A 23,229-nucleotide genomic window follows, 5' to 3' on the forward strand; every position below is an offset into this window, starting at 1 on the left:
TTCTTATATACAATAGTATTTTATTCTATTTCTCTTTCCTTGTTAAGTTATATATTATCATAAAATAACGCGTTTTAAGTATGATTTCATCAATTATCAGTTGTTTTACTCTTATCTTTTTTATTATCGATACGAGTCTTATCATCAATTAACTCTTGTAAGGTTCCTTCCTCTGGTGCAATATCCTTATACAGATTGATTGCTTCCCCTTCATAATCAATTGCACTTTCATGTGTATACACCTGTAATACAACATCTTTTCGTACAATTACACTTCGTGCAATAGAGTACATTTTCCCTGCAAGTTCTGCTGCATTTCCAACTTGAGCAACCCCAAATAAGTTTGCTGCAGAAGATGTAAAGAATACTGCAAAATGATGATTTACCTGATAGATTTCGCATTCATACTCTACTGTTTCATCGAGCAAATTTTGAAAGCTTCCAGAATATTTAGCAATCGGCTTTTGTGTATAGATTGATTGTGTTATATCCGTGGAAGAATCCATGATAGCTTGTACATTTAGATTTAATACAAACTTTGTAGATTGAAAGCTAAACTCATTTGAAGTTTCAGTAGAACGATAATGTCCAATCGATGGTTCTGTATAGTAGGTATAGAGTGGTTTGCGATGACTTGCACTAGGGATAGGCAAAGCACTAACTGTTGTAATTTCTTGTTCTAATCTTTCCTGCATGGAAAGATTAGATTGCATACAACCAGTTAATAGAACACATAATAGGACTAGTAAAATCTTCTTTCCCATAGTTTACCCCCCCTTTGCATTATCGTATCACAGTTTATTTATGTCTGCATGGCTTGGCACAAAGTTGATATATTGGTTGTCCAAGTTCCATAAAGCGAGTTTCGTACTCTGTAATCACATCTTCCGCATGTTCTACGCGACGGAAGTCGACAGAGAATTCTGTGAGTGTAAAATCATTCTGTAAGAAATACAATACTGAATCTTCGAACAAATCTTTATTGTCTGTCTTCATGCGGATATATCCATCTTCTGTAAGAATATCACGATACATCTCTAAAAACTTCGCACTGCTAAGACGACGCTTATGATTGCCTTTTTTTGGCCATGGATCAGAGAAGTTTAAATGAATGACATCTACTTCTCCAGTCGCAAACCACTCCTGAAGTTGTTCCGCATTGGCAATGATAAAGCGTTTATTCTCTAGTAGTGGATTATCTTCTTCTACCGCATGACGTGCAGCGACTGCACCAGCACTAATATCTTTTTCAATTCCTACCCACGCTTCATTTGGATAAAGTCTTGCCATACCGTTGAGGTATCCACCTTTACCAGTACCAATCTCTAAATGTAATGTATCGCGTTGTAGTAACTCTTTCCATTTACCTTTATTTTCTACTGGATTTTGATAGACAAAATCACGATGTTCTTCAATCCATGGTTCTGCCCATTTCTTTTTACGCATACGCATAGTTACTTTCCCTCCGAAAAAGAAGGCTATACGCCTTCTTTTATTGATTATTCAGCGTTTTCTTTTTTCTTGAAAACTCTGCGTTCCACATTAGCACCTTCGCGCTTTTCATGGAAATTTGGTTTACCTTGTGGTTTAAAGATCTTCTTTGGCTCTACATAACCTTCTGGCTTTTCTAAGCATTCCTTAGCAGAAACCTTAACCTTACCAGTTGGATCTACACCAGTAACCTTAACCTTAATTACATCACCTACATGTAATGCATCTTGAATCTTGTCTACACGAGTCCAAGCAAGTTCACTGACATGGAGTAATGCATCTGTTCCTGGGAACAACGTTACAAAGGCAAATGATTCACGTACTTCTGATACAGTCGCATCATAGATGTCGCCAACCTTCGCCTCACGGATTAAGTCACCAACAATCTGCATTGCCTTATCAATCATATCCTGTTTTGTATGATAGAATACGCACTTACCATCATCTGTGATATCAATCTTGATACCATCACAAGCAGCGATAATCTTATCAATCTGTTCGCCACCCTTACCAATAACAACACGAATCTTCTCTACTGGAATCATCATCTGAGCCATCTTTGGTGCCCATTCGGATACATGATCACGTGGTGCGGAAATTGCTGTTTCCATATTGTCTAAGATTTCCATACGACCCTTATGTGCTTGTGCTAAAGCTTCGCGTAGGATTTCTTCAGAAATACCAGTTACCTTGATATCCATCTGTAATGCAGTGATACCATTACGTGTACCAGCTACCTTAAAGTCCATATCGCCATAGTGGTCTTCCATACCCTGAATATCTGTCAAGATAGAGTATGTATCTCCAACTGTAATTAGTCCCATTGCTACACCAGCTACCATTGCCTTAATAGGAACACCAGCAGCCATTAATGACATTGTGCCTGCACAGATACTTGCCTGTGAAGAAGAACCATTAGATTCTAATACTTCAGCACAGGTACGAATTGCGTATGGGAACTCTTCTGCTGTAGGTAATACCTGTAAGAGCGCTCTTTCACCTAAAGCACCATGACCAATTTCACGACGTCCAGGAGAAGACATACGTCCAACTTCACCAACAGAGAATGGTGGGAAGTTATATTGATGCATAAATCTCTTTTCTGTTTCAGTTGTTAAGTCATCAATCAATTGTGCATCGCTTAATGGACCTAATGTTGTAACAGATAATACCTGTGTTTCTCCACGAGTAAATAACGCAGAGCCGTGTACACGTGGTAGTAAGTCAACCTGTGAATCTAGTGGACGAAGTTCATCTAATCCACGTCCATCTGGACGAATCTTTTCTTCAGAGATTAAGCGACGTACTTCACCTGCTTCAACTTCAACACCATATTCATGTGCTTGTTTAACAGCCTTTTCACGTGCCTTATCATCTTCCCATTCTAACTTAGCAACTTCTTCTTCCATTTCGGCAATCAATTCATCAATCTTGCCGTAACGTTCAAGTTTACCCTTAATAGAAACTGCTTCACGAATACGCTGAGCACCCTTTTCATCAACCAACTGTTTAACAATTGGGTTGATTTCATATAACGAAACTTCCATCTTTTCCTTTGCACAAGCAGCGATAACTTCTTCCTGAATTGCGCATAATTCCTTGATTGCATCATGACCAACCATCAAGGCCTTCAGCATATCTTCTTCTGATACTTCCTTAGCGCCTGCTTCAACCATGTTGATGGCGTTCTTTGTACCAGCTACTGTTACATTTAAATCAGAATTCTTTTCCTGTTCAACACTTGGGTTAATGATGTATTCGCCATCAACACGAGCAACCATTACACCAGCTACAGGTCCGTTAAACGGAATATCTGAAATACATAGTGCTAATGATGAACCGAATAAGGATGCCATCTCAGAACTAGCGTCTGGATCGCATGATAATACTGTATTAACGATTTGTACTTCATTACGGAAACCCTCCGCAAATAAAGGACGAATTGGTCTATCAATTAAACGTGCAGTTAATGTTGCATGTTCTGTTGGTCTACCTTCACGACGTGTAAATCCTCCAGGGATCTTACCTGCGGCATACATCTTTTCCTGATATAAAACTGTTAATGGGAAAAAATCTGTATCCTTTGCTTGATTGTTTGCTGTTGCTGTAGATAGTACTGTTGTATCCGCATAGCGAATGACTACAGAACCTCCTGCTTGTTTGGCAATTTCACCGTTTTCGACTGTCAATGTACGGCCATGAAATTCCCAGCTCTTCTTGTACTTTTCCATTTCTCTTCTAACCTCTGTCTGTTCTCGACTTTTCAAATTTTCAACATTCCCATTGTACCACAGCCACACTGTAAATTGAATATGTCTTTATTATGCTTCAATGCACCAAAGACCATGTTGATTACAGTATGCATAGACCGCAATGACTGGCTCATCCTGATAGAACTTTACTTCTGGTTTTTCACCCTTATCAAAATACACAACACGATAACCCTTTTCATATTGCAAAATCACAAACACAATATGATGGTCACCATCCATTGGATGATCATCACTGGCAATATTCACTGAGAAAGAATCTCCATTACGGTTGATAACAGGCTCATGTGTTTCCCAATCTTCATTATTTTGAACCGGTAATTCAACAAATACTTCATCCTTACATAAAATCTCTGCAGCCACATCATTCATCTCCATAATGACCTTACCAGTACTTGGCGCATATAAGATATGTAACTGGCGATTAAACTTAGCTTTCTTCAACTTCTCTTTATCAAATAGTTCCACATTCGTTAATGGACTTTTAATTAATTGTACTTTTTCTTTCTTTGTCATTTGCTTGATCCTCCACTCTCTTCGCATCGCTTCCTTCTTCGTCGCATGCATTTCGTAATATGCGATGCGCAAAGGACGATGTGACTTTGTATACTTAGCCCCTTTCCCATTTAGATGGGCTTGAAATCTTTTCTCTAAATCATTGGTCCAACCCGTGTAGTAGGTATGATCTTCACATTCAAGTATATAGGTATAATTCATTATTCTACACTCTTTAGACTCTCTACCATGCGAATATCATTTAGTTTCTTGGTCATCATTCGATTGACTATCACACTAAATAGTATCGTTAATACGAAAGCATAGAAGAAGCTTATCCATTTAATGTTTCTTCCAAACATCAAATAGTCCATCTCTACAGTACGCATTATATAACGATGTAATGCAATACCCACTGGAATTCCAACAATACCACCAATTCCGGCAAGTAGATTATTTTCTTTAAAGATATACTTCTTGACCTCAGCTCTTCTAAAACCAAGAACCTTTAAGGTCGCAATCTCACGCTGTCGTTCACTAATATTGACTGTAATTAAATTACTGAGTACAACAAATGCTAGTAACATACTCGATATGATTAGTACCCAAATAATGCCATTTAGACCTTTGACCATAGAATTGAAGTTATCAAGTTGTCCACTATACAATGAAACACCTTCAACACCTTGAATCGTCGAAATTTCATTTGCCAGTAACTTTTGGGCCGCATCATCACCTGTCGTAGATAGGTAGATGATATTACTGCCAGCTTCTTTACCAAATACTTCTTTGTAATACTGACGACTCATTAATACAAAATGATTGATATACATCTCTGTAATACCACTGACGTTTACTTGATGTGGATTTCCATCCGCATCTTCGATGGTAATATGTTCTCCAATCTGAATACCTAGATTCTCAGCTAACTTCTCATTGATGATAACACCATCATCAGTCAGCGAAATAGGTTTATGGCCAATCCGTGTACGCAAGTTAAACTCACGATTAATTCCATCTTGATCAAAGACATGAACTGAAGCAGTTTCATCAACCTTGTCATCATACGTTTTCGTCGTATAAACAAAGCCAATATGCTCATCTGTAACATTATCAGTTGATTGTATTTCTTTTAAAGCTTCCGCTTTTACTTGTTCACTTGCATCATCTTCAAAACTAACCATGCCATCATACTGGATAATTTCTTTAAAGTTAATATCAACCATGTTTGAAATGGAATCACGAATACCAAATCCAATCAACATGAGTGCAGTACATCCTGCGACACCTACAATCGTCATAAAGAACCGTTTCTTATAACGGAAGATATTACGCATCGTTACCTTATCCGTAAAACTAAGATGATTCCAAATCAATGGAATATTCTCTAAGAATGTCTTCTTACCCATTGGTGGTGCTTTTGGACGCATCAGTTGTGATGGTACATCCTGTGTATCTGCCTTGCATGCAAACCAAGTCGCAATACTCATTGCGAAGATAAACACCATCGCTGTTAGGCTAATCAAACCTGAAGGTACTACAAAACGAATTGGAGGTAAGATATACATCATTCTCCATGCATGATAGATAATCAACGGGAACGAACTAAGTCCTAGTATACTTCCCACGACAATGCCAATCAGGGTTGCTGAGATTGCATAGAATAAATACTTCAATGTGCACTGCCACTTTGTATATCCTAGTGCTCGCAAAGTACCAATTTCATTACGTTGTTCTTCAACAAGACGTGTCATTGTCGTTAGACACACAAGTGCTGCAACCAAGATAAAGAATGCAGGGAATACACGAGAAATAGCTTCCATTTGCTGCACTGTATTCTTGAATGTCACACTTGCATAATGAGATTTGCGATCCAGTATTGTCCACTTTCCTTCCGCTAAATCATCAATCTTCTTTTTCGCATCCGCTAACTTTGCTTTCGAAAGATTTAACTCTTCTAATGCATCATTTAACTTCTTTGTACCTTCTGTAATTGCAGTATTTAATTGTGCTTCACCATTCGCAATCTGTACTCTTGCATCTGCCAGTTTATTTTCGTTTGTGTATATTGCTTGCCAACCTGCATCAATCTCAGCTTGACCATCTGCAATCTTTTGGTTTAACGTAGCCTGTCCTTGATTGAGTTGTTGTTGCCCTTGGTCAACTGCAGCCAATCCATCTGTAATTTGTTGTTGAGATGCAGGAATCGTCACTGTTAAAGCATTCTGAACAGTTGCTAAGTCATTTGTATATTGTGTTTGTAAGTTCTGTAATTCAAGTAATCGATCTTCCTTTGTGGAAGCAGTTAATGAGAAGTTTTGATCGATTTCTTGTAAGTGATCATCTAAAGCATCCTGTAAATCACCGATTGTTTTACCAGTATATCCTTCTGGAAACATTGCATCGCATAACTGTCTTAAATCTGCTCGAAACATAATTAAAAGCGATACAGGTGTTGTTGGACTAATTCCATACAGTGCGATACCTTGTCTAAATTGAATTTCTGTTTGATATAACGTAATCGCATCCGGTATCGCAGCTAAAGCTGTAGTAAGATTATGCTCGTTTTGTTCAAGAGTAGCCTTTTGACTATTTAAAGCGTGTTGACTAGATTGTAGTGTTGCACGATTCTGGTTGATGATTTCCTGTTGATTATCAATCTCTGCTTGTCGGTTAAGCTTCTCTGTATTTAACACGTTTTGCGCATTGACAAGATTCTCTTTCGCACTAGCAATCTCTACTTCTCCAGCAGCGACATCTGCTCTACTTTCAGTTAGCTTTTGTTGCGCATCCGCAATTTCTTTTTGATAAGTATCCAGTGCATCTTGATATTGCTTTGTTCCATCGATGTACTTCTGCATACCATCGTTGTACTCAGTCATTGCGTCTTCTTTAATCTTACGTGCAGTTGCTGTTTGTTGTGTTGTCGCAAGTGCTTCAATCTTCTTTTTGACATTTGCAATATATGTTTCATATGAAACCGAAAAAGAAGATAGCCCTTTACCATCATCTGTTAAAATATTTACTTCTAAATAATTTGAAGAATCGAATGCAGTCGAAGGAATGTATAGATACGAATTAATTGGTAAGTTATCTAAAGTGCTTGTTTCCTTAGACATGTTGAGATATAGAGGGGTATCAATCACACCAACTACAGTTACTTCCTGCACTGGTAAAACACCACTTCGAGACCCATCAGGAAGTGATAGTTTTACTGTATCCCCTATTTCAAAACCGGACTTGATATTTCCATTTCGCTCCGCAACGACTTCATGGTCATTTTGTGGCATACGTCCCTCGACAAGTTTAAAGCGATTAATTGTATGAGTTGAATCATAAGAGTGTATACGTACAAGTTGTGTTCCTTCACCACTAGTCGCAATCTCATCCACAAAATAACCTGGCTCAACTGCACTTACAGAATCCACCTTCTTTAAGGCTTCTATATCATCCTCTTTGAATCCATAATTTGAGTAGATCGTAAAATCCTTTAAGTCATAACTATCATCATAGTAATCTACACTAGCAGCCATCATTGGTGCACTTGCACTAACACCAATAAAAAACGCAACACCAATCGATACAATTGCGGATAGTGAAAAGAATCGACCTTTCGTCGACTTGATTAAGCGAAATACGTTTTTATGAAATACCTTTTTCGCCATTACCACTCTATCTCCGTTATATCCTTTGGATGATCATTCTTTTCCATAGAGATGACTTTTCCATTTTTCACATGGCAGACTAAATCACCCATCGGACAAATTGCTAGATTATGCGTAATGATAATAACAGTCATGCCATGCAAGCGTGCTGTATCCTGTAATAACTGTAATATTTGTTTTCCTGTTACATAATCTAAGGCACCAGTTGGCTCATCACATAAGAGTAACTTAGGGTTCTTGGCAATCGCTCTAGCTATCGCTACACGCTGTTGTTCACCACCAGATAACTGAGCAGGAAAATTATACATACGATCTTGTAAACCCACCTGTTCTAAAACTGTTACTGGGTCAAGTGGATCTTTACAAATTTCGGAAGCTAACTCTACATTTTCTAAAGCAGTCAGATTCTGCACTAAGTTATAAAACTGAAATACAAAGCCAATGTCAAAACGACGGTAGTCTGTTAATTCTTTTTCATTCATCGCATCAACATGTTTACCATCTACAATCACTTTTCCACTGGTGACAGTATCCATTCCACCAAGGATGTTTAAGATTGTACTCTTACCAGCACCACTAGCACCAGCCACAATGACAACCTGTCCCTTATCAACCTCAAAGTTGACTCCATCCAAGGCGTGAATATCAATTTCACCAACATGATATGTTTTTCTAACTTCTTGAAATGTAATATAGCTCATGACTATTGACTCTTTTCCAATATAATTGTACACCTGAAACATAAAAAAAGCAGTCTAATGACTGCTTTTACAATTACTTTCTTAAACCTAACTTCTGAACTAATTCACGGTAACGGTTAACGTCATGCTTCTTGAGGTAATCAAGCATCTTTCTTCTACGACCAACCATCTTTAATAGACCACGGTTAGAAGAATAGTCCTTCTTATTAGCCTGCATGTGTACTGTTAATGAGTTGATCTGATGTGTTAATAGAGCAACCTGTACTTCAACAGAACCTGTGTCGCCTTCCTTACGTCCGAAATCTTTAGTAATCTGAGCTACTGTTTCCTTTGTTAACATTTTATTTTCCTCTTTCTTTCTATAGAACTTCCAAACCGAGCATAACTTTTGAGGATACGTCATCCCCAGCAAGAAAGCCATTAGATAATAGCATACAATCGCTATGTATGCAATATTTAATACCAACAGGTACTACATAAACTCTAATAAAATACTGTTTAGAATTTCAAAGCCCTCTTCACTACAACGAAGACGATTTCCCTCAAGGATGAGTTTTCCTTCGTTAGATAACTTATTAATCTGAGTACAATAAACTTCCAATACAGATGTGTGGAATCTTTCTTCAAAAAGCTGGATCTGCATTCCTTCTTTCAAACGTAATCCCATCATGACTGCCTCAAACATTTGTTCTTGAGGAGCCAATTCGATTGTGTCTTTGATAGATGAATCCTCGATATACTTTCTTACGTTCTTTGGAATATCATAACGTGTACTTCCTTCTAGACCACTGGCACCACAGCCGATTCCATAGAAGTCTTGGTAGTTCCAATACGCACAGTTATGTTGTGAAATCATACCTGCTTTCGCAAAGTTACTGATTTCATATTGCACAAAGCCAAACTTCGACAGCATCTTACAAATCCATTCATACATATCTGCTTCAATATCATCCTCAAGATGTTCATATCCCTTTTTCGCAAAGACTGTATTGGGTTCGATTGTTAATGAGTATAACGAAAGATGTGTAGGTTCTAATGCAATCGCATCCTGCAAAGACTTCTCTAATGATTCCATTGTCTGTGTAGGTAAAGAATACATTAAATCTAGTGAGATGTTATCAATACCATAGTTACGTAATAGTTTCATTGTTTCTGCGACATCTTCTAATCGATGATGCCGGTTCATCATCTGCAGTAGTTTTTCATCTGATGTTTGAAAGCCTATGCTCGCACGGTTTACACCGTGCTTTTGTAATATCTTTGCTTTATCTTCATCAAACGTTTCCGGATTAATTTCAATCGTATATTCCTGCACCATGCGTGCATAGGGATTTAATAAACTGAGCAATTGATCTAGTTGTGATGAAGATAGTGCAGTTGGTGTACCACCACCGATATAAATCGTTCGTAGATTCTCATTGATATGACGATTTTGAATATCGGTTTTGATTGCTTCTAACCATTGATTTGCGACTGTTTCTTGATAGCCTACATGGCAAAAATCACAATACGAACAAATTGTTCGACAGAATGGTACATGCAAATAAAGATGCTTTGGTTTAGTTATCATCATCCATAGATAGAACAGACATAAACGCTTCCTGTGGAATCTCTACAGATCCTACTGCCTTCATTCTCTTCTTTCCTTCTTTTTGTTTCTCTAGAAGTTTTTTCTTACGGGAGATATCACCACCATAACACTTGGCAAGTACATTTTTACGCAAAGACTTGATATTTGTTCTAGCAATAATCTTACCACCAATGGCAGCCTGTACAGGAATCTCGAATTGTTGCTTAGGGATGAGTTCCTTTAGCTTCACTGTAATTGCAGAACCACGTGCATACGCTTCAGAGCGGTGAATAATCACGGATAATGCATCGACATTTTCACCGTTTAATAGAATATCCATACGCACAAGATCTTGTGCACGATAGCCAATCAGTTCATAGTCTAATGAAGCATATCCCTTTGAACATGACTTTAACTTATCAAAGAAATCAAAGATGATTTCTGAAAGTGGTAGTTCATAGATAATCATATTTCTACCAGTATCGATGATTTCCATTGTCTGATAGATACCACGCTTATTCTGGCATAAATCCATGATGGCACCGATGTAGGTATCCGGAACCATGATGCTTGCCTTTACATATGGCTCTTCAACGCGGTCAATTCTAGCCGCATCAGGCATTCTAGCTGGGTTATCAATTTCAATCATTGAACCATCAGTTAAATATACATGATAGATAACGGATGGTGCAGTTGCGATAAGGTCAAGGTTATATTCTCTTTCCAAACGTTCCTGGATAACATCCATGTGTAGAAGTCCTAAGAATCCACAACGATAACCAAAGCCTAATGCTTGGGATGTCTCTGGTTCATACTGTAAAGACGCATCATTTAACTGCAGTTTATCTAACGCTTCGCGTAAGTCTCCATACTTTGCGGCATCGGTTGGATATAGACCGCAATATACCATTGGGTTTAACTTACGATATCCAGATAAAGGTTTCTCTGCTGGATTATCTACTTTTGTCACAGTATCACCGACACGTACATCTTGGATGGACTTGATTGAAGCCGCAAACCAACCTACGTCACCACACATTAACGTATTCATCTTTACTTCACGTGGATTACGAATACCAACCTCTAATACTTCATATTCTGCGCCTGTTGCCATAAAGCGAATCTTATCACCAACAGAAAGACTACCCTCACGGATACGAATTAATGCGATAATTCCACGGTATGGGTCATAGAATGAGTCAAATACTAATGCTTGTAGTGGTGCGTTTTCATCTCCACTTGGTGCAGGGAAATGAGATACAATCTGTTCTAAAACTTTATCAACATTTAATCCACTTCGTGCAGAGATAAGTGGCGCATTACTACAATCCAAACCGATAATATCCTCAATCTCACGGATAGTAACATCAGGTTGCGCATTCATCATGTCTACTTTATTGATGACAGGTAGGATTTCTAGGTTATTATCTAAAGCTAAATAGGTATTTGCGAGTGTTTGTGCTTGGACACCTTGTGTAGAGTCAACGACTAAAATCGCACCCTCACAAGCTGCTAGTGAGCGTGATACTTCATATGTAAAGTCGACGTGACCTGGTGTATCAATCAAGTTAAAAAGATACTCCTGTCCATCTTTTGCGGTATAGCTTAACTGTACTGCATTTAGTTTAATTGTGATACCACGTTCTCTTTCTAGATCCATTTCATCTAGAAGCTGAGCTTTCATATCACGTTCTTTTACCGTTTCTGTCATTTCAAGAATACGGTCTGCCAATGTCGATTTACCATGGTCGATATGGGCAATAATACAGAAATTTCGTATATGCTTTTGATCCATTTACTCAAATACCTTCCCAATCATATTTCTACCTGCACCATTGGCATAAGCATCTGCTGTCATTCTGCTCTTGCCTTCTGGCTGTAGTTCATAAACTTCGATAATACCACCAATGCTTGCGACTTCCATCGCGTGATTCTTAAAACCTAAGATTTCTCCAGGTTTTGATTGATGGTCTTCTTTTCTCATTCTAACCTTACAGAACTTGATACGTTTTCCATCAACTACACCATATGGCATTGGCCAATCAATTAAACCACGAATGTGGTTATATAGAGTTTGTACATCTTCAACTGCAAACTCTACTTTCTCTTCTTCCTTTGTAATATTTAATCCAAGGATTACTTTACTTTCATCCTGTGGTTCTCCCACTAGCTTGCCTGCAATATAGTCTTCTAAATTCTCTTTCACTAATTGCTTGCTTAATACTAGTAAACGCTGGTTGAGTTCTGCCATCGTTTCATCTTTACCAAGTGGTGTTATAACTCTAGCATAGATATCTCCTGCATCCATGGCTTTTGTCATTTGGATTAGACTTACACCAGTTTCTGTTTCACCACCCATAACCGCATGATGAATCGGTGCTCCTCCACGATACTTTGGTAAAAGTGATGGATGTACATTAATACAACCAAGACGTGGATATTCTAGAATGCGTACTGGTACAAATTGTCCATACGCACAAGTTAAGATTAACTCTGGTTCATATTGCAACACATCATCCACATGTTCCTTTAGGAGGTCTGGTTGAATCACTGGAATCTGATATTGATCTGCTAAAGCATGTGTTGGTGTCATCTGGATGGTATGTTTTCTACCAACCGGTTTATCTGGTTGGGAAACAACAGCTACGACGTTATATCCTTCATCAATTAAGGTCTGTAATATACCGCTAGCAAATTCAGTTGTACCAAAAAATATAATTCGTGTCTGTTTCATCTCTCATACCTCCACCGTGATATTATACCCTACTTTTTTGGGGTTTTCATTGCATTTTACACTTCACTTTGATATAATCCTAATGCTAATAAGTGGACAGGAGGTGTACTCATGGCAAATATCAAGTCACAGAAGAAGCGCGCACTAACTAATCTGAAAAGACAGAATGCGAAGGCTGGACAGAAGAGCGAACTAAAGACAGCAATCAAGAAGGTTCTTTTAGCTGTAGAAGCTAAGGACGTTGAAGCTGCTACTGCTGCTTACAACACAGCAAATAAGTGCTTAGACAAGGCAGTTGTATCTCATATCAAGAATAACAACTATGCTGCTCGTCAGAAGTCAAGACTCGCTAAGGCTGTCAATTCCATTCAGAAATAAAAAACGTGGCTCTAAGAACCGCGTTTTTATTTTGCCTCTAACCAATATTTCTTATGTTGTACTAATTCTTTGCGATAGTCATCGTCATGTGGGTATTTTGCTAAAACCCCATCAATAAAGGCAATTTGTCGATCACAATAGGAAAGATATTCTTTCCCCTTTTTTTGTTGGAGATAAACTCCACAGAGAATTTCATCATCTCGATATGATTCATGATAATCTGTGGTAAAACTAATTGCGATATAATCAAAATCACGCTCTGTAATTAACTCTTCTTGATCAATCGTATAGTGATGATCACTAATCCATTTCCGTAATAGCTCTGGTTTACGATTGACTTCGACAATCAGTTGTTTACATGTACGTAAACGTTTTTCCTCTGCAGCTTCTAGGATATCTTTTGCAGTATAGTAGCCCATACCCGCAATTACCACAACATCTACGTCTTGTGGTACATTTTCGAAGCCATTGGATAGGATTGTTTCAATTTGAGTATCAAGGTTTTCCGCTTGGATATTGCGTTTCGCAATCTCTAATGGTCCCTTTGCAATATCACAAGCATAGGCTTTTTGTACTTTTTTATGTTTGATTGCTAGGATAGGAAGAAAGGCATGGTCTGTACCAATATCTGCCAAGACCACGCCTTTGTTTATCATATCCGCAATTTTCTGGATACGTAAATTCATCTTACTTATCAAAGAAATCCTTTAATCTCTTTGAGCGTGAAGGATGTTTCAATTTACGTAGTGCTTTTGCTTCAATCTGACGAATACGTTCACGTGTAACGTTGAATTCACGTCCTACTTCTTCCAGTGTACGTGTACGTCCATCATATAAACCAAAACGTAAGCGTAATACCTTTTCTTCACGTTCTGTTAGACCGCTAAGAACGCTATTGATTTCATCCTTCAATAACTGATTACTTGCGTATTGATCAGGACTGAGTGCTTCCTTATCTTCAATAAAGTCACCTAAGTGAGAATCATCTTCTTCACCAATTGGTGTTTCTAGTGATACAGGTTCTAGAGCTATCTTTTGGATTTCTCTTACCTTTTCAGGAGAGATACCTTCCATACGTTGGCTGATTTCTTCTGCTGAAGGATCACGTCCTAATTCCTGCACCAATTGACGCTGAACACGTGTTAACTTATTGATTGTTTCTACCATGTGTACTGGAATACGAATTGTTCTTGCTTGGTCAGCAATTGCACGTGTAATAGCCTGACGTATCCACCATGTTGCGTATGTAGAGAACTTGAATCCCTTAGTATAGTCGAACTTCTCAACTGCCTTTACAAGACCCATGTTACCTTCCTGGATTAAATCTAGGAATAACATACCTCTACCAACATATTTCTTAGCGATAGATACAACTAAACGTAAGTTACTGGAGATTAAGATGTTTCTAGCTTCTTCATCTCCTTCTTCAATACGCTTTGCAATTTCAGGCTCATCTTCTGGCTTTAAGAGTGGTACACGTCCAATTTCCTTTAAGTACATCTTAACAGGGTCATTTAACTGTACATTACCACCTGTAGAGAATGATGTTAAATCAAGTAAACTAGATAATGGTTTTTCTTCATCATCGTCATCAAGATCAGGGTCTTTAACATCCTCATCTTCTACATCATCAACGTCATCATCTAGTAAGTCTAAATCATCGTCTTCTGTAGCTGTGAGTTCTTCGATATCTTCATCTTCAACAATCTGGATATTCTCTGTATTGAACCAATCCCAGAGTTCATCCATATCATCATCAGACATATCTAAGTGCTCTAAGGATGCCATGACATCTTTCTGTGCGATGGAACCGTTCTTCTTAGCAATTTCCTTATAATCATCTTTGAGTTCATCAAGGTTCTTTAATTCTTTTACCTTACCTGAACGCTTATATGTTTCAATTTCTTTTGTATCTTTCTTGTTGTCTTTCACTTTTGTTTTTTTCTCTTTCGCTTCTTTCGTTTTCTTAGGAGTTTTTTCTTCTGCTACTTCTCCCTTTTTCTTTTTAGAAGTTGCTTTTTCTACTACAACTTCCTCTTTTTCTTTCTTCGAAGCTTTCGTAGTTTTACTTGTTTCCTTCTTCATCGAGATACCTCCGCAGTTCTAGAATACACTTTTGGTACTTTTCCATCAGTACCTTTTGACTCATATCATTAAGACCAGCTTGTGAGAGTTGTTCATAATACGCATCTCTCTCCTTCTGCAATGTTGTAATTTTTACCTTGCGAATGGCTCCTTTTAAAACCGCTTCGTCATAGTCGATATCATATGCAGGCATGGATACTAGTCTTGTTAGTAAATCCTTTACTTCTTGTTTATCCGTACGGTCAATCAAATGACTTGGATCAGCATCATGGAATGTATGTAAACTATCAATAATTAACATCGCCAATAACTTATGTGTCTTGTCATTTAGATAGCCTAACTCTACTTCAAATGTATGTGCATGAGTTGCTGACTTTAACATCATTATGAGTATTAAATCTTCCGCATCTAGGGAACCATCTGGAATCGATAGTTTCTTCTGTACAGTTTGATGAATTGGTCGATTTATTTTTTGTGGCACATAGTCAACTGGCATATGTGTCATCTCCGCTAATTGTTGTGTAAAGTAGCGGCGATCTACTTCGTCAGGTAATGTTGCAATATCTGCTTGTACCTTACGAACCAATTCTTTTTTATCAGAGTAGTTATTTAGATTTGTCTGGGAAACTTGATACTCAATCACAAACTCAATCCAAGTAACTTCATCTTTGAGAACACTCTTTAAACCTTCAGCTCCCTGTTGGCGTACCAGTTCATCTGGATCTTTACCAGTCAGATTGCGAATTACCGATACATCACAACCTGCTTTTCTTGCCATATGAACTGCACGTAAGGTAGCAGCCTGTCCAGCACGGTCGCCATCATAGCAGAACACAATCTTCGCCGCGATATTCTTTAACAGATGAATCTGTCTTTCTGTACAGGATGTTCCAAGTGTACATACTGCATTGAAGATACCCGCCTTAGCAAAGGCAATCACATCTGTAACACCTTCACATACGTAAATCTTTCCTTCCTTACGGGCAACAGCCTTTGCACGGTGATAGTTATATACAATATCACCCTTGGTAAAGATATCTGTTTCGTTTGTATTGATATACTTGGAAGGATTATTTGGATCTAGAATACGTGCACTAAATCCTATCGGATTACCGTATTGGTCATGAATTGGAAAGGTAATACGACCAGCAAAGGTATCATAGATACCAGACTCATTGATACGTATTAAGTTTGCACGATTCATGTCCGCATCACTAAATCCCTTAGCATGCAGGAAGTGATATAACGCTGTCTGATTTGGGTTATAACCAATCTGAAACTCACGAATCAAATCAGCAGTCATCCCACGCTTTTCAAGATACTTCTTTTCATTTACGGCTTCAGGTGTATCAAGTTGATACATCATATACTGAATCGCCGCATTCATAACATTGTATAGTGCTTCTTTGTGTGGATCCTTACTAGTTCTCTGTTCAATATCAACATCGACCTGTAAAGGATAGTTAATCAAAGACGCAACTCTACCAACGGCTTCGGGGAATGTGATATTCTCGTAGTTTTGTACGAATGTATACACATTACCACCATTACCGCAAACAAAGCATTTATAGATTTTCTTTTCTGGTGAAATAGACATCGATGGATCATGGTCATCATGGAAAGGACAAATCGCTACATACGAATTTCCTTTGCGATGAACCTGAATATAGTGACCGATGACATCGACAATATCCGCTTTTTCACGAATGGCATTTATATCATGATCACTAATCTTTGCCATATTCCCTCCTTCTTAGAAACGAATTTCCTTACAAATCTTATTACGTACTTCTTCTACAGTCATACGTTCCTGTTCCATGGAATCACGGTAACGGATTGTAACTGTTCCATCTTCCATTGTCTGTTCGTCAATAGTGATACAGAATGGTGTACCAACTTCATCTTGACGACGGTAACGCTTACCAATAGAACCTGCTTCATCATATGTTACTGCAAAGTCATAAGATAATTCATGACGAATCTCCTCTGCCTTTTCAGCATACTTCTTACGGAGTGGTAAGATCGCAGCCTTCACAGGTGCTAGCACTGGGTTAAAGCGCATAACTACACGTGTCTCACCATTTTCAAGTGTTTCTTCATCATATGCATCTGTAAAGAACATGAAGAATAGACGTTCAACACCTACTGCTGGTTCCACTACATATGGAAGATACTTCTCATTTGTAATTGGATCTAAGTAAGACATATCCTTACCAGATGTATTTTGGTGTTGTGTTAAGTCGTAGTCGGTACGATCTGCAATACCCCAAACTTCACCCCAACCCCATGGGAACTTGTATTCAATGTCTGTTGTGCCCTTTGAGTAGAATGATAATTCTTCCTTCTCATGGTCTCTGAAACGTAAGTTTTCTGGATTTCCACCTAACTTAACGATCCAATCCATACAGAAGTTGCGCCAATATGGGAACCACTCATCATCAGTACCTGGCTTGCAGAAGAATTCCATTTCCATCTGTTCAAATTCACGTGTACGGAAGATAAAGTTACCTGGTGTAATTTCATTACGGAAAGACTTACCAATCTGGCAGATACCAAACGGTAACTTCTTACGATATGCACGAGCTACATGCTTGAAATCCACAAACATACCCTGTGCTGTTTCAGGTCTTAGATAAATTGTATTCTTAGAATCTTCCAATGTTCCTTGGAATGTCTTAAACATCAAGTTGAACTGACGAATGGATGTAAAATTATGTCCACCACAATCAGGACATGGAACGTTATTATCCTTGATATACTGTTCCATCTGTTCATTGCTCCAACCCTCTGGATTTACTGTTCCATTGGAGAAGGATTCAATTAACTGGTCAGCACGGTGTCTTGTATGACACTGCTTGCAGTCCATTAAAGGATCAGAGAAACCCTTTAAGTGTCCTGATGCTTCCCAAACCTTAGGATTCATTAAGATAGCTGCTTGAATCTCTTCGTTGTTTGGATCTTCTTGTATAAACTTCTTTTGCCACGCACGCTTGATGTTATCCTTCAAGTTAACACCTAAAGGACCAAAGTCCCAAGTATTACTTAAACCACCATAAATTTCTGAGCCTTGAAATACAAATCCTGTATTCTTTGCATGCGAAACAATTAAGTCAAATGTCTTCTGTCTATCCATTGAAAATGAGCCTCCAAAATATTCCCATAATATCCTGTAAAGTATAGCATTTTCAACCTATTTTTACAATCTTACGATATGGCATATCACTGCTAAAAAAATAAAATTCCCCTAGTAGTATTCTCTAGGGGAATAATAATTGTACTTCAAAACTGATATTGAATTTATTTTAAATCGATCGGTCCTTTTTTATCATTTTTAATAGCATCAACTAGACCATCGATAATCTGTACAGCTTCTAGTGTACCAAGATATTTACCATCTTCACGTAAAGCAAAGTAACTAATGACAACTGGATGTCCTGAACGTTCAGACAATATAGTAAGACTATCGCGTTTACCCTTCTTAAAGTCACTAATTAGCATACGTACAATTGGTTCAACGCGCTTTGGATGGCAAGAATACACCGGTCTTCCAAGGGCTACTTGTGGACGTGTAAACACCTTCTCGCCTTCATTAAAATAAATATTTATGTCATTTTCATCAACAAGTGTAATTTCAACAGGTAGTGTATTCAGCATTGCCTTCAACTGTTTGAAACTCATATGTCCACCTGAAATCTCAATATTTTCATCGTGGATAATCGTTGGATATTTAATTTCTTTTACCTTATCCCATACTGGTATATCTTCTAAAGCTAAATAGCAATACCCATACATTGGGAAATCTCTTGCGATTGCAATCCATTCATCTTCAGTAAAATAATTCGTTACTAGTGGGAATAAAATATTCTTTTCTTTAAAAATCATTTCATTCATACGCTTAACAACACGTCGTAATGAATCCATATCTTTAGAATCTTCAACTACAAACTTCTTTAATTCTTGTTTGATTTCATCTTCTACGCCCCACATAACATCACTTGGGCCAGGGAAATTGTATTTATCCTTTAGAAGTGGGAATATTGTTTCTTCTTTTTTCTTGTAATGAGATTCAATAGCACGTAGTTCACTTACATCTGCTAGAACATCCTCAGGCTTTACATCTTCCTTGAGTTTCTCCTCTAGTGCTCTAACACGCTTTTCAATTTGTGCATTTTCTAATTCTAGAATATGCAAAGGATGCCCTGCTGTACGCAGTAATACAGTTGTAGCATCTGCTGTTTGTTCATCAAAGCTGGCAATTGTATCTAAAACACGCTCCTCTTCTGCTGAACGCTCAACTTCCTTCTCTGCATTCGCAATTCTTTCACTACGTGTAGCCCCATGGAATAATGCAGAATGGACATCACATAAGCGTTGTACATCACTGAGTTTTGTACCTTCTGAAAGAAGGGTTTGTTCAGCACGTGCAATTTCTACCGCTGAAACATCCGAGAAATTAGCCGCAAAATCTTTTCTGACTGATTCAATATCCTCACCATTACTTAAACGCTGGACATAGGATTTTAGTAATGTTTCACGATCGCTAGCATTCAAGTCACTGCTCTTTCCTAAATCTGCAGATAAAGCCTTCATCTTTTCTTCCTGTTGTTTTTGTAACTGTTCAGGAGTATTAATTACTTCAAAGCCACTGATTGTAAAAGCATCAATAATTGTAGAAAGCGGAATTTCTTTCACTCTTGCACCTTTTGGAATCGTCATCATCTTACCCATTGTATTTAACATGGATGGCTTCACAATTTCAGTAAAGCCCAACTGTGACATAATATCTTTCACTTCAGGATACGCACTTGCAATATCGAATACACTCTTTGATAAATCTATCGTTTTCTTTTCCATCATTTTCACCTCACTTTTTTAGTATACGTCACAACTTTAAAAAAGTGCTGAAACACTATCTCATACGATGCATAAGCCCAGAAAGAAAAAGAGATTTAGCCAAATCTCTTTTATATGTTACATAGAACCAATGATTTATCTATCATCTTTTGACTATACAATCGTATGAAGATGCATATAAAAATTCATTGATTTTAATTGTATATCCGCATGAAGATACAGAATATCTACGAGATACTGTAAATCCTTCATATCTCCTTCGATATACTGGTTAACAATATCGATTTTGTTTAGGCCCGCTTTACATAATAAACGGAAACGTCGTAAGTCTTCTGTCTTCATAAAAGGAATGTGATGTTCTTCTGCGTGTTCTTGACACAAGAAACCTCCATCCTTCGGACTTACCGTAACAACATGGGTATTTCCACAAGTGACGCATGCATCTACATCTGGAAGTAACCCTGCAACATCTAGCATATCTACAAATAGTAATGATAGTACAAGAGTTGGATCATATCCCTGGTCTAACTTTGAAAAAACAATCTCCAAAAATGCATACTCATCACTATTTGTCATATCGCTACTTGCTTGTAGTGTTAATACGTCAATGAGCTCAGCCGCAACCGCAGCTGCACTAGAGGCTGTAATATCCTCATGCATGGAGCGATAGTACTCCTTACAACGTGCATTCTTTAAACGGAAGATAGTCTTAGTTTCGTTATAATCGAATAAGATTTCTGTTTTTGTATAAGGCATAATCGAACCAGCATTTTTGCTAGTCATTTTACGTACACCCTGTGCTACAAAGGATAGCTTGCCATACTCTTTCGTTAGTACACTAAGTATCACATCTGCTTCACGATAGTCGTTTTGCTTTAATACAAACCCATTAACACGATCATTCATCGCGACTTGCTCCACCATAGCCGTATTCTGTAATACGGGCATCTCGTGAGCGCCATTCATTTTCTACACGAACAAATAACTCTAAGAAGACCTTTTTGCCGAGTAACTTTTCGATATCTTCACGTGCTAAAGAACCAATCTTTTTTAACATCTGTCCTTGCTTGCCAATCATGATACCCTTTTGGCTATCACGTTCTACAAGTATCATTGCTTGGATATATACCTTATCCTTTTTGAATTCTTTATTTTCAATCAGTACTGCTGCCGCATGAGGAACTTCATCTTCCGTTTGCGTCAGAATCTTTTCACGAATCAATTCAGCAATACGGAAGTTTTCAGCACCATCGCTTGTCATTTCTGCTGGATACAGTAAATCTCCTTCTGAAAGATACTTTCTAGTCGTCTTGATAAGATCTTCAAAGGAACGTCCAAATTTCGCAGATAATGGGAAGTATTCCGCAAAGTCATAGCGTTCTTGCCACTGTTGAATCACTTTCACAATCTTCTCAGGCTTCATCTTGTCCATCTTATTTAAGACCAAAAATACTGGTAATCCTGTATTTTTAACCATGTTTAAAACAAACTCATCACCCTTTGCGTATGGAACACTCGCATCTACTACAAGATAGATTAAATCTACACCTTGGATAACATCTGCAGCTTCCTTGTTCATACGTGATTCAAGACGAAACTTAGGCTTATGTATACCAGGAGTATCAGTAAAAATAATCTGGCACTCTTTATCTGTATAAATTCCACGAATCTCAGATCGCGTTGTCTGAGGTTTGCTAGATACGATGGCTACCTTTTCTCCAATCAAAGAATTGATTAAAGTACTCTTACCCGCGTTTGGTCTACCCGCTAGCGCAACAAAACCGCTTCTCATCGACATACATCCTCTGTTGTAAATTGGTAAGGTAATAATTCATTCATGCATGTATCCATCTCATCTTTGCGATTGGATAAATAGATTGGTGTATCCCCTGTAATCAGTTCACTTAAAACCTGACGGCAAATTCCACATGGTGCCGCAATACGGTCACCATCACTTACGATTGCAAGTGCTTTAATCGTATCCTTACGGTATCCATTGGAATATGCCGCAAAGATTGCGGAACGCTCACCACAGTTGGTTGCTCCAAAAGAAGCATTCTCAATATTTGCACCCCAGAATACTTTTCCATCTTTCGTTAGAACTGCTGCTCCAACATGGAAATTGGAATATGGGGCATAACTATTTTCCATTGCTTTAAAAGCTTCTTCAATTAATTCTTCACGTGTCATGATGACCTCCCTTAAAACAGATGATGAATGAAAATCAAGAAACCAACACTTAGTGCAATCATTGACGCAAATAATACACCACCCGCGCCTAAGTCTTTGATAAACTTAATTTTTTCATTTCTTTCTGTCGTATATAAATCACATAGTTTTTCAATACATGTATTTAAGATTTCCGCTACTATTACAAGTCCTATACAAAGTAGGATTGCTAACCATTCATAATAATTACAACCAAGGATCCATGCCGCAATACAAGCCAGTATCGCAAGAACATACTGGATCTGTACACTCTTATCTTGAAGTGAAGATACAAACCCCTGAAACGCTACAATAAACTTATTTATCATCGCGACGAATAATCGGATCTAAGATCCTATCCTGTAGGGCAAACATCTTTTTTTCATCAGTTGAATTCATATGGTCATATCCCAAACAATGCAGCAGTCCATGCGTGAATAAGAATCCCATTTCACGCTTTTCAGAGTGACCATACTCTCTTGCTTGTTTTCTAGCATAATCAATGTTGATGAAAAGATCACCAAGGTCTTTTTCTTCATCTGGGATGAAGTCTTCTAAACCATCACGAATCGCAAAACTAATGACATCCGTTGGTCGATCTATCCCGCGATAATCACGGTTAATGATATGAATGGTACGGGAACGAACAAACGTAACACTAATTTCTAAATCCTTTGCTAGTTTGAGTTCCTTCTCTGTACGCTTTGCAATCGTCTGGAAGAATTCCTCATATGCATGTATATCTTGGTTTGTTTTATTGATAAATGTAATTTCCATA

General features: G+C 37.9%; 21 protein-coding genes. 1 reads left to right on the forward strand and 20 read right to left on the reverse strand.

The window, feature by feature from the left end:
• Nucleotides 1–89 precede the first annotated feature (89 nt).
• The 10 genes from RYK16_RS02230 to fmt all read right to left on the reverse strand — a co-directional run bounded on the left by RYK16_RS02230 (nucleotide 90) and on the right by fmt (nucleotide 12,926).
• Nucleotides 90–764 carry a hypothetical protein gene (locus RYK16_RS02230; protein ID WP_314850484.1) on the reverse strand — a complete coding sequence of 225 codons (675 nt, stop codon included), beginning with the start codon at nucleotides 762–764 and terminating at the stop codon, nucleotides 90–92.
• Between the two features lie 34 nt (nucleotides 765–798).
• The gene (trmB, locus tag RYK16_RS02235) at nucleotides 799–1,452 is read right to left on the reverse strand and encodes a tRNA (guanosine(46)-N7)-methyltransferase TrmB (protein ID WP_314850485.1); all 654 of its coding nucleotides are present in this window, start codon (nucleotides 1,450–1,452) and stop codon (nucleotides 799–801) included.
• 47 nt (nucleotides 1,453–1,499) lie between these two features.
• The gene (pnp, locus tag RYK16_RS02240; RefSeq protein ID WP_314850486.1) at nucleotides 1,500–3,722 is read right to left on the reverse strand and encodes a polyribonucleotide nucleotidyltransferase; all 2,223 of its coding nucleotides are present in this window, start codon (nucleotides 3,720–3,722) and stop codon (nucleotides 1,500–1,502) included.
• 90 nt (nucleotides 3,723–3,812) lie between these two features.
• Nucleotides 3,813–4,478, reverse strand: coding sequence for a GIY-YIG nuclease family protein (locus RYK16_RS02245; RefSeq protein WP_314850487.1), 666 nt, complete (start codon nucleotides 4,476–4,478; stop codon nucleotides 3,813–3,815).
• A complete protein-coding gene (locus tag RYK16_RS02250) occupies nucleotides 4,478–7,921 on the reverse strand; it encodes an FtsX-like permease family protein (RefSeq protein WP_314850489.1) in 3,444 nt (1,147 codons plus the stop codon). The genes RYK16_RS02245 and RYK16_RS02250 overlap by 1 nt, the downstream gene beginning before the upstream one ends.
• Nucleotides 7,921–8,622, reverse strand: coding sequence for an ABC transporter ATP-binding protein (locus tag RYK16_RS02255; RefSeq protein ID WP_314850491.1), 702 nt, complete (start codon nucleotides 8,620–8,622; stop codon nucleotides 7,921–7,923). Before RYK16_RS02255 ends, RYK16_RS02250 begins: the two co-directional genes overlap by 1 nt.
• Nucleotides 8,623–8,695: 73 nt before the next feature.
• On the reverse strand, nucleotides 8,696–8,962 hold the full coding sequence (gene rpsO / locus RYK16_RS02260) for a 30S ribosomal protein S15 (protein WP_294021472.1): 267 nt from the start codon (nucleotides 8,960–8,962) through the stop codon (nucleotides 8,696–8,698).
• A gap of 132 nt (nucleotides 8,963–9,094) precedes the next feature.
• On the reverse strand, nucleotides 9,095–10,192 hold the full coding sequence (gene hemW / locus RYK16_RS02265) for a radical SAM family heme chaperone HemW (RefSeq protein WP_314850493.1): 1,098 nt from the start codon (nucleotides 10,190–10,192) through the stop codon (nucleotides 9,095–9,097).
• Nucleotides 10,182–11,987: a translation elongation factor 4 gene (gene lepA, locus RYK16_RS02270; RefSeq protein WP_314850494.1), complete on the reverse strand. Its 1,806-nt coding sequence runs from the start codon at nucleotides 11,985–11,987 to the stop codon at nucleotides 10,182–10,184. The genes hemW and lepA overlap by 11 nt, the downstream gene beginning before the upstream one ends.
• Nucleotides 11,988–12,926 (reverse strand): methionyl-tRNA formyltransferase, encoded by a 939-nt coding sequence (gene fmt, locus RYK16_RS02275; RefSeq protein WP_314850496.1) that lies wholly within the window; start codon nucleotides 12,924–12,926, stop codon nucleotides 11,988–11,990.
• A gap of 111 nt (nucleotides 12,927–13,037) precedes the next feature.
• On the opposite strand from fmt, the gene rpsT reads away from it, so the two are divergent.
• The gene (gene rpsT / locus RYK16_RS02280; protein WP_006525443.1) at nucleotides 13,038–13,304 is read left to right on the forward strand and encodes a 30S ribosomal protein S20; all 267 of its coding nucleotides are present in this window, start codon (nucleotides 13,038–13,040) and stop codon (nucleotides 13,302–13,304) included.
• Between the two features lie 26 nt (nucleotides 13,305–13,330).
• Here rpsT and RYK16_RS02285 read toward each other — a convergent pair whose 3' ends face one another.
• From RYK16_RS02285 to ybeY, 10 genes are all read right to left on the reverse strand, one after another.
• Complete coding sequence (locus RYK16_RS02285; protein ID WP_314850498.1) at nucleotides 13,331–13,990, reverse strand: class I SAM-dependent methyltransferase; 660 nt, start codon at nucleotides 13,988–13,990, stop codon at nucleotides 13,331–13,333.
• Nucleotide 13,991: 1 nt separating this feature from the next.
• Entirely contained in the window at nucleotides 13,992–15,206 is a 1,215-nt protein-coding gene (rpoD, locus tag RYK16_RS02290) for an RNA polymerase sigma factor RpoD (RefSeq protein WP_399554520.1), read from the reverse strand.
• 163 nt (nucleotides 15,207–15,369) lie between these two features.
• Nucleotides 15,370–17,130, reverse strand: coding sequence for a DNA primase (dnaG, locus tag RYK16_RS02295; RefSeq protein WP_314850502.1), 1,761 nt, complete (start codon nucleotides 17,128–17,130; stop codon nucleotides 15,370–15,372).
• A gap of 12 nt (nucleotides 17,131–17,142) precedes the next feature.
• Nucleotides 17,143–18,522, reverse strand: a complete 1,380-nt coding sequence (locus RYK16_RS02300; RefSeq protein WP_314850503.1) for a glycine--tRNA ligase — start codon at nucleotides 18,520–18,522, stop codon at nucleotides 17,143–17,145.
• Nucleotides 18,523–18,686: 164 nt separating this feature from the next.
• Nucleotides 18,687–20,246 (reverse strand): DUF438 domain-containing protein, encoded by a 1,560-nt coding sequence (locus RYK16_RS02305; protein WP_314850504.1) that lies wholly within the window; start codon nucleotides 20,244–20,246, stop codon nucleotides 18,687–18,689.
• A 150-nt stretch (nucleotides 20,247–20,396) separates the two neighbouring features.
• Nucleotides 20,397–21,149: a DNA repair protein RecO gene (gene recO, locus RYK16_RS02310; protein WP_314850505.1), complete on the reverse strand. Its 753-nt coding sequence runs from the start codon at nucleotides 21,147–21,149 to the stop codon at nucleotides 20,397–20,399.
• Nucleotides 21,142–22,035, reverse strand: coding sequence for a GTPase Era (era, locus tag RYK16_RS02315; RefSeq protein WP_314850506.1), 894 nt, complete (start codon nucleotides 22,033–22,035; stop codon nucleotides 21,142–21,144). The genes recO and era overlap by 8 nt, the downstream gene beginning before the upstream one ends.
• Nucleotides 22,032–22,433 carry a cytidine deaminase gene (gene cdd, locus RYK16_RS02320; RefSeq protein WP_314850507.1) on the reverse strand — a complete coding sequence of 134 codons (402 nt, stop codon included), beginning with the start codon at nucleotides 22,431–22,433 and terminating at the stop codon, nucleotides 22,032–22,034. Before cdd ends, era begins: the two co-directional genes overlap by 4 nt.
• An 11-nt stretch (nucleotides 22,434–22,444) precedes the next feature.
• Nucleotides 22,445–22,780 carry a diacylglycerol kinase family protein gene (locus RYK16_RS02325; RefSeq protein WP_314850508.1) on the reverse strand — a complete coding sequence of 112 codons (336 nt, stop codon included), beginning with the start codon at nucleotides 22,778–22,780 and terminating at the stop codon, nucleotides 22,445–22,447.
• Nucleotides 22,770–23,228 (reverse strand): rRNA maturation RNase YbeY, encoded by a 459-nt coding sequence (ybeY, locus tag RYK16_RS02330; RefSeq protein ID WP_314850510.1) that lies wholly within the window; start codon nucleotides 23,226–23,228, stop codon nucleotides 22,770–22,772. The genes RYK16_RS02325 and ybeY overlap by 11 nt, the downstream gene beginning before the upstream one ends.
• Nucleotide 23,229: the final 1 nt, after the last annotated feature.

Source organism: uncultured Solobacterium sp., from assembly GCF_963550625.1.
Lineage (GTDB): Bacteria > Bacillota_I > Bacilli_A > Erysipelotrichales > Erysipelotrichaceae > Bulleidia.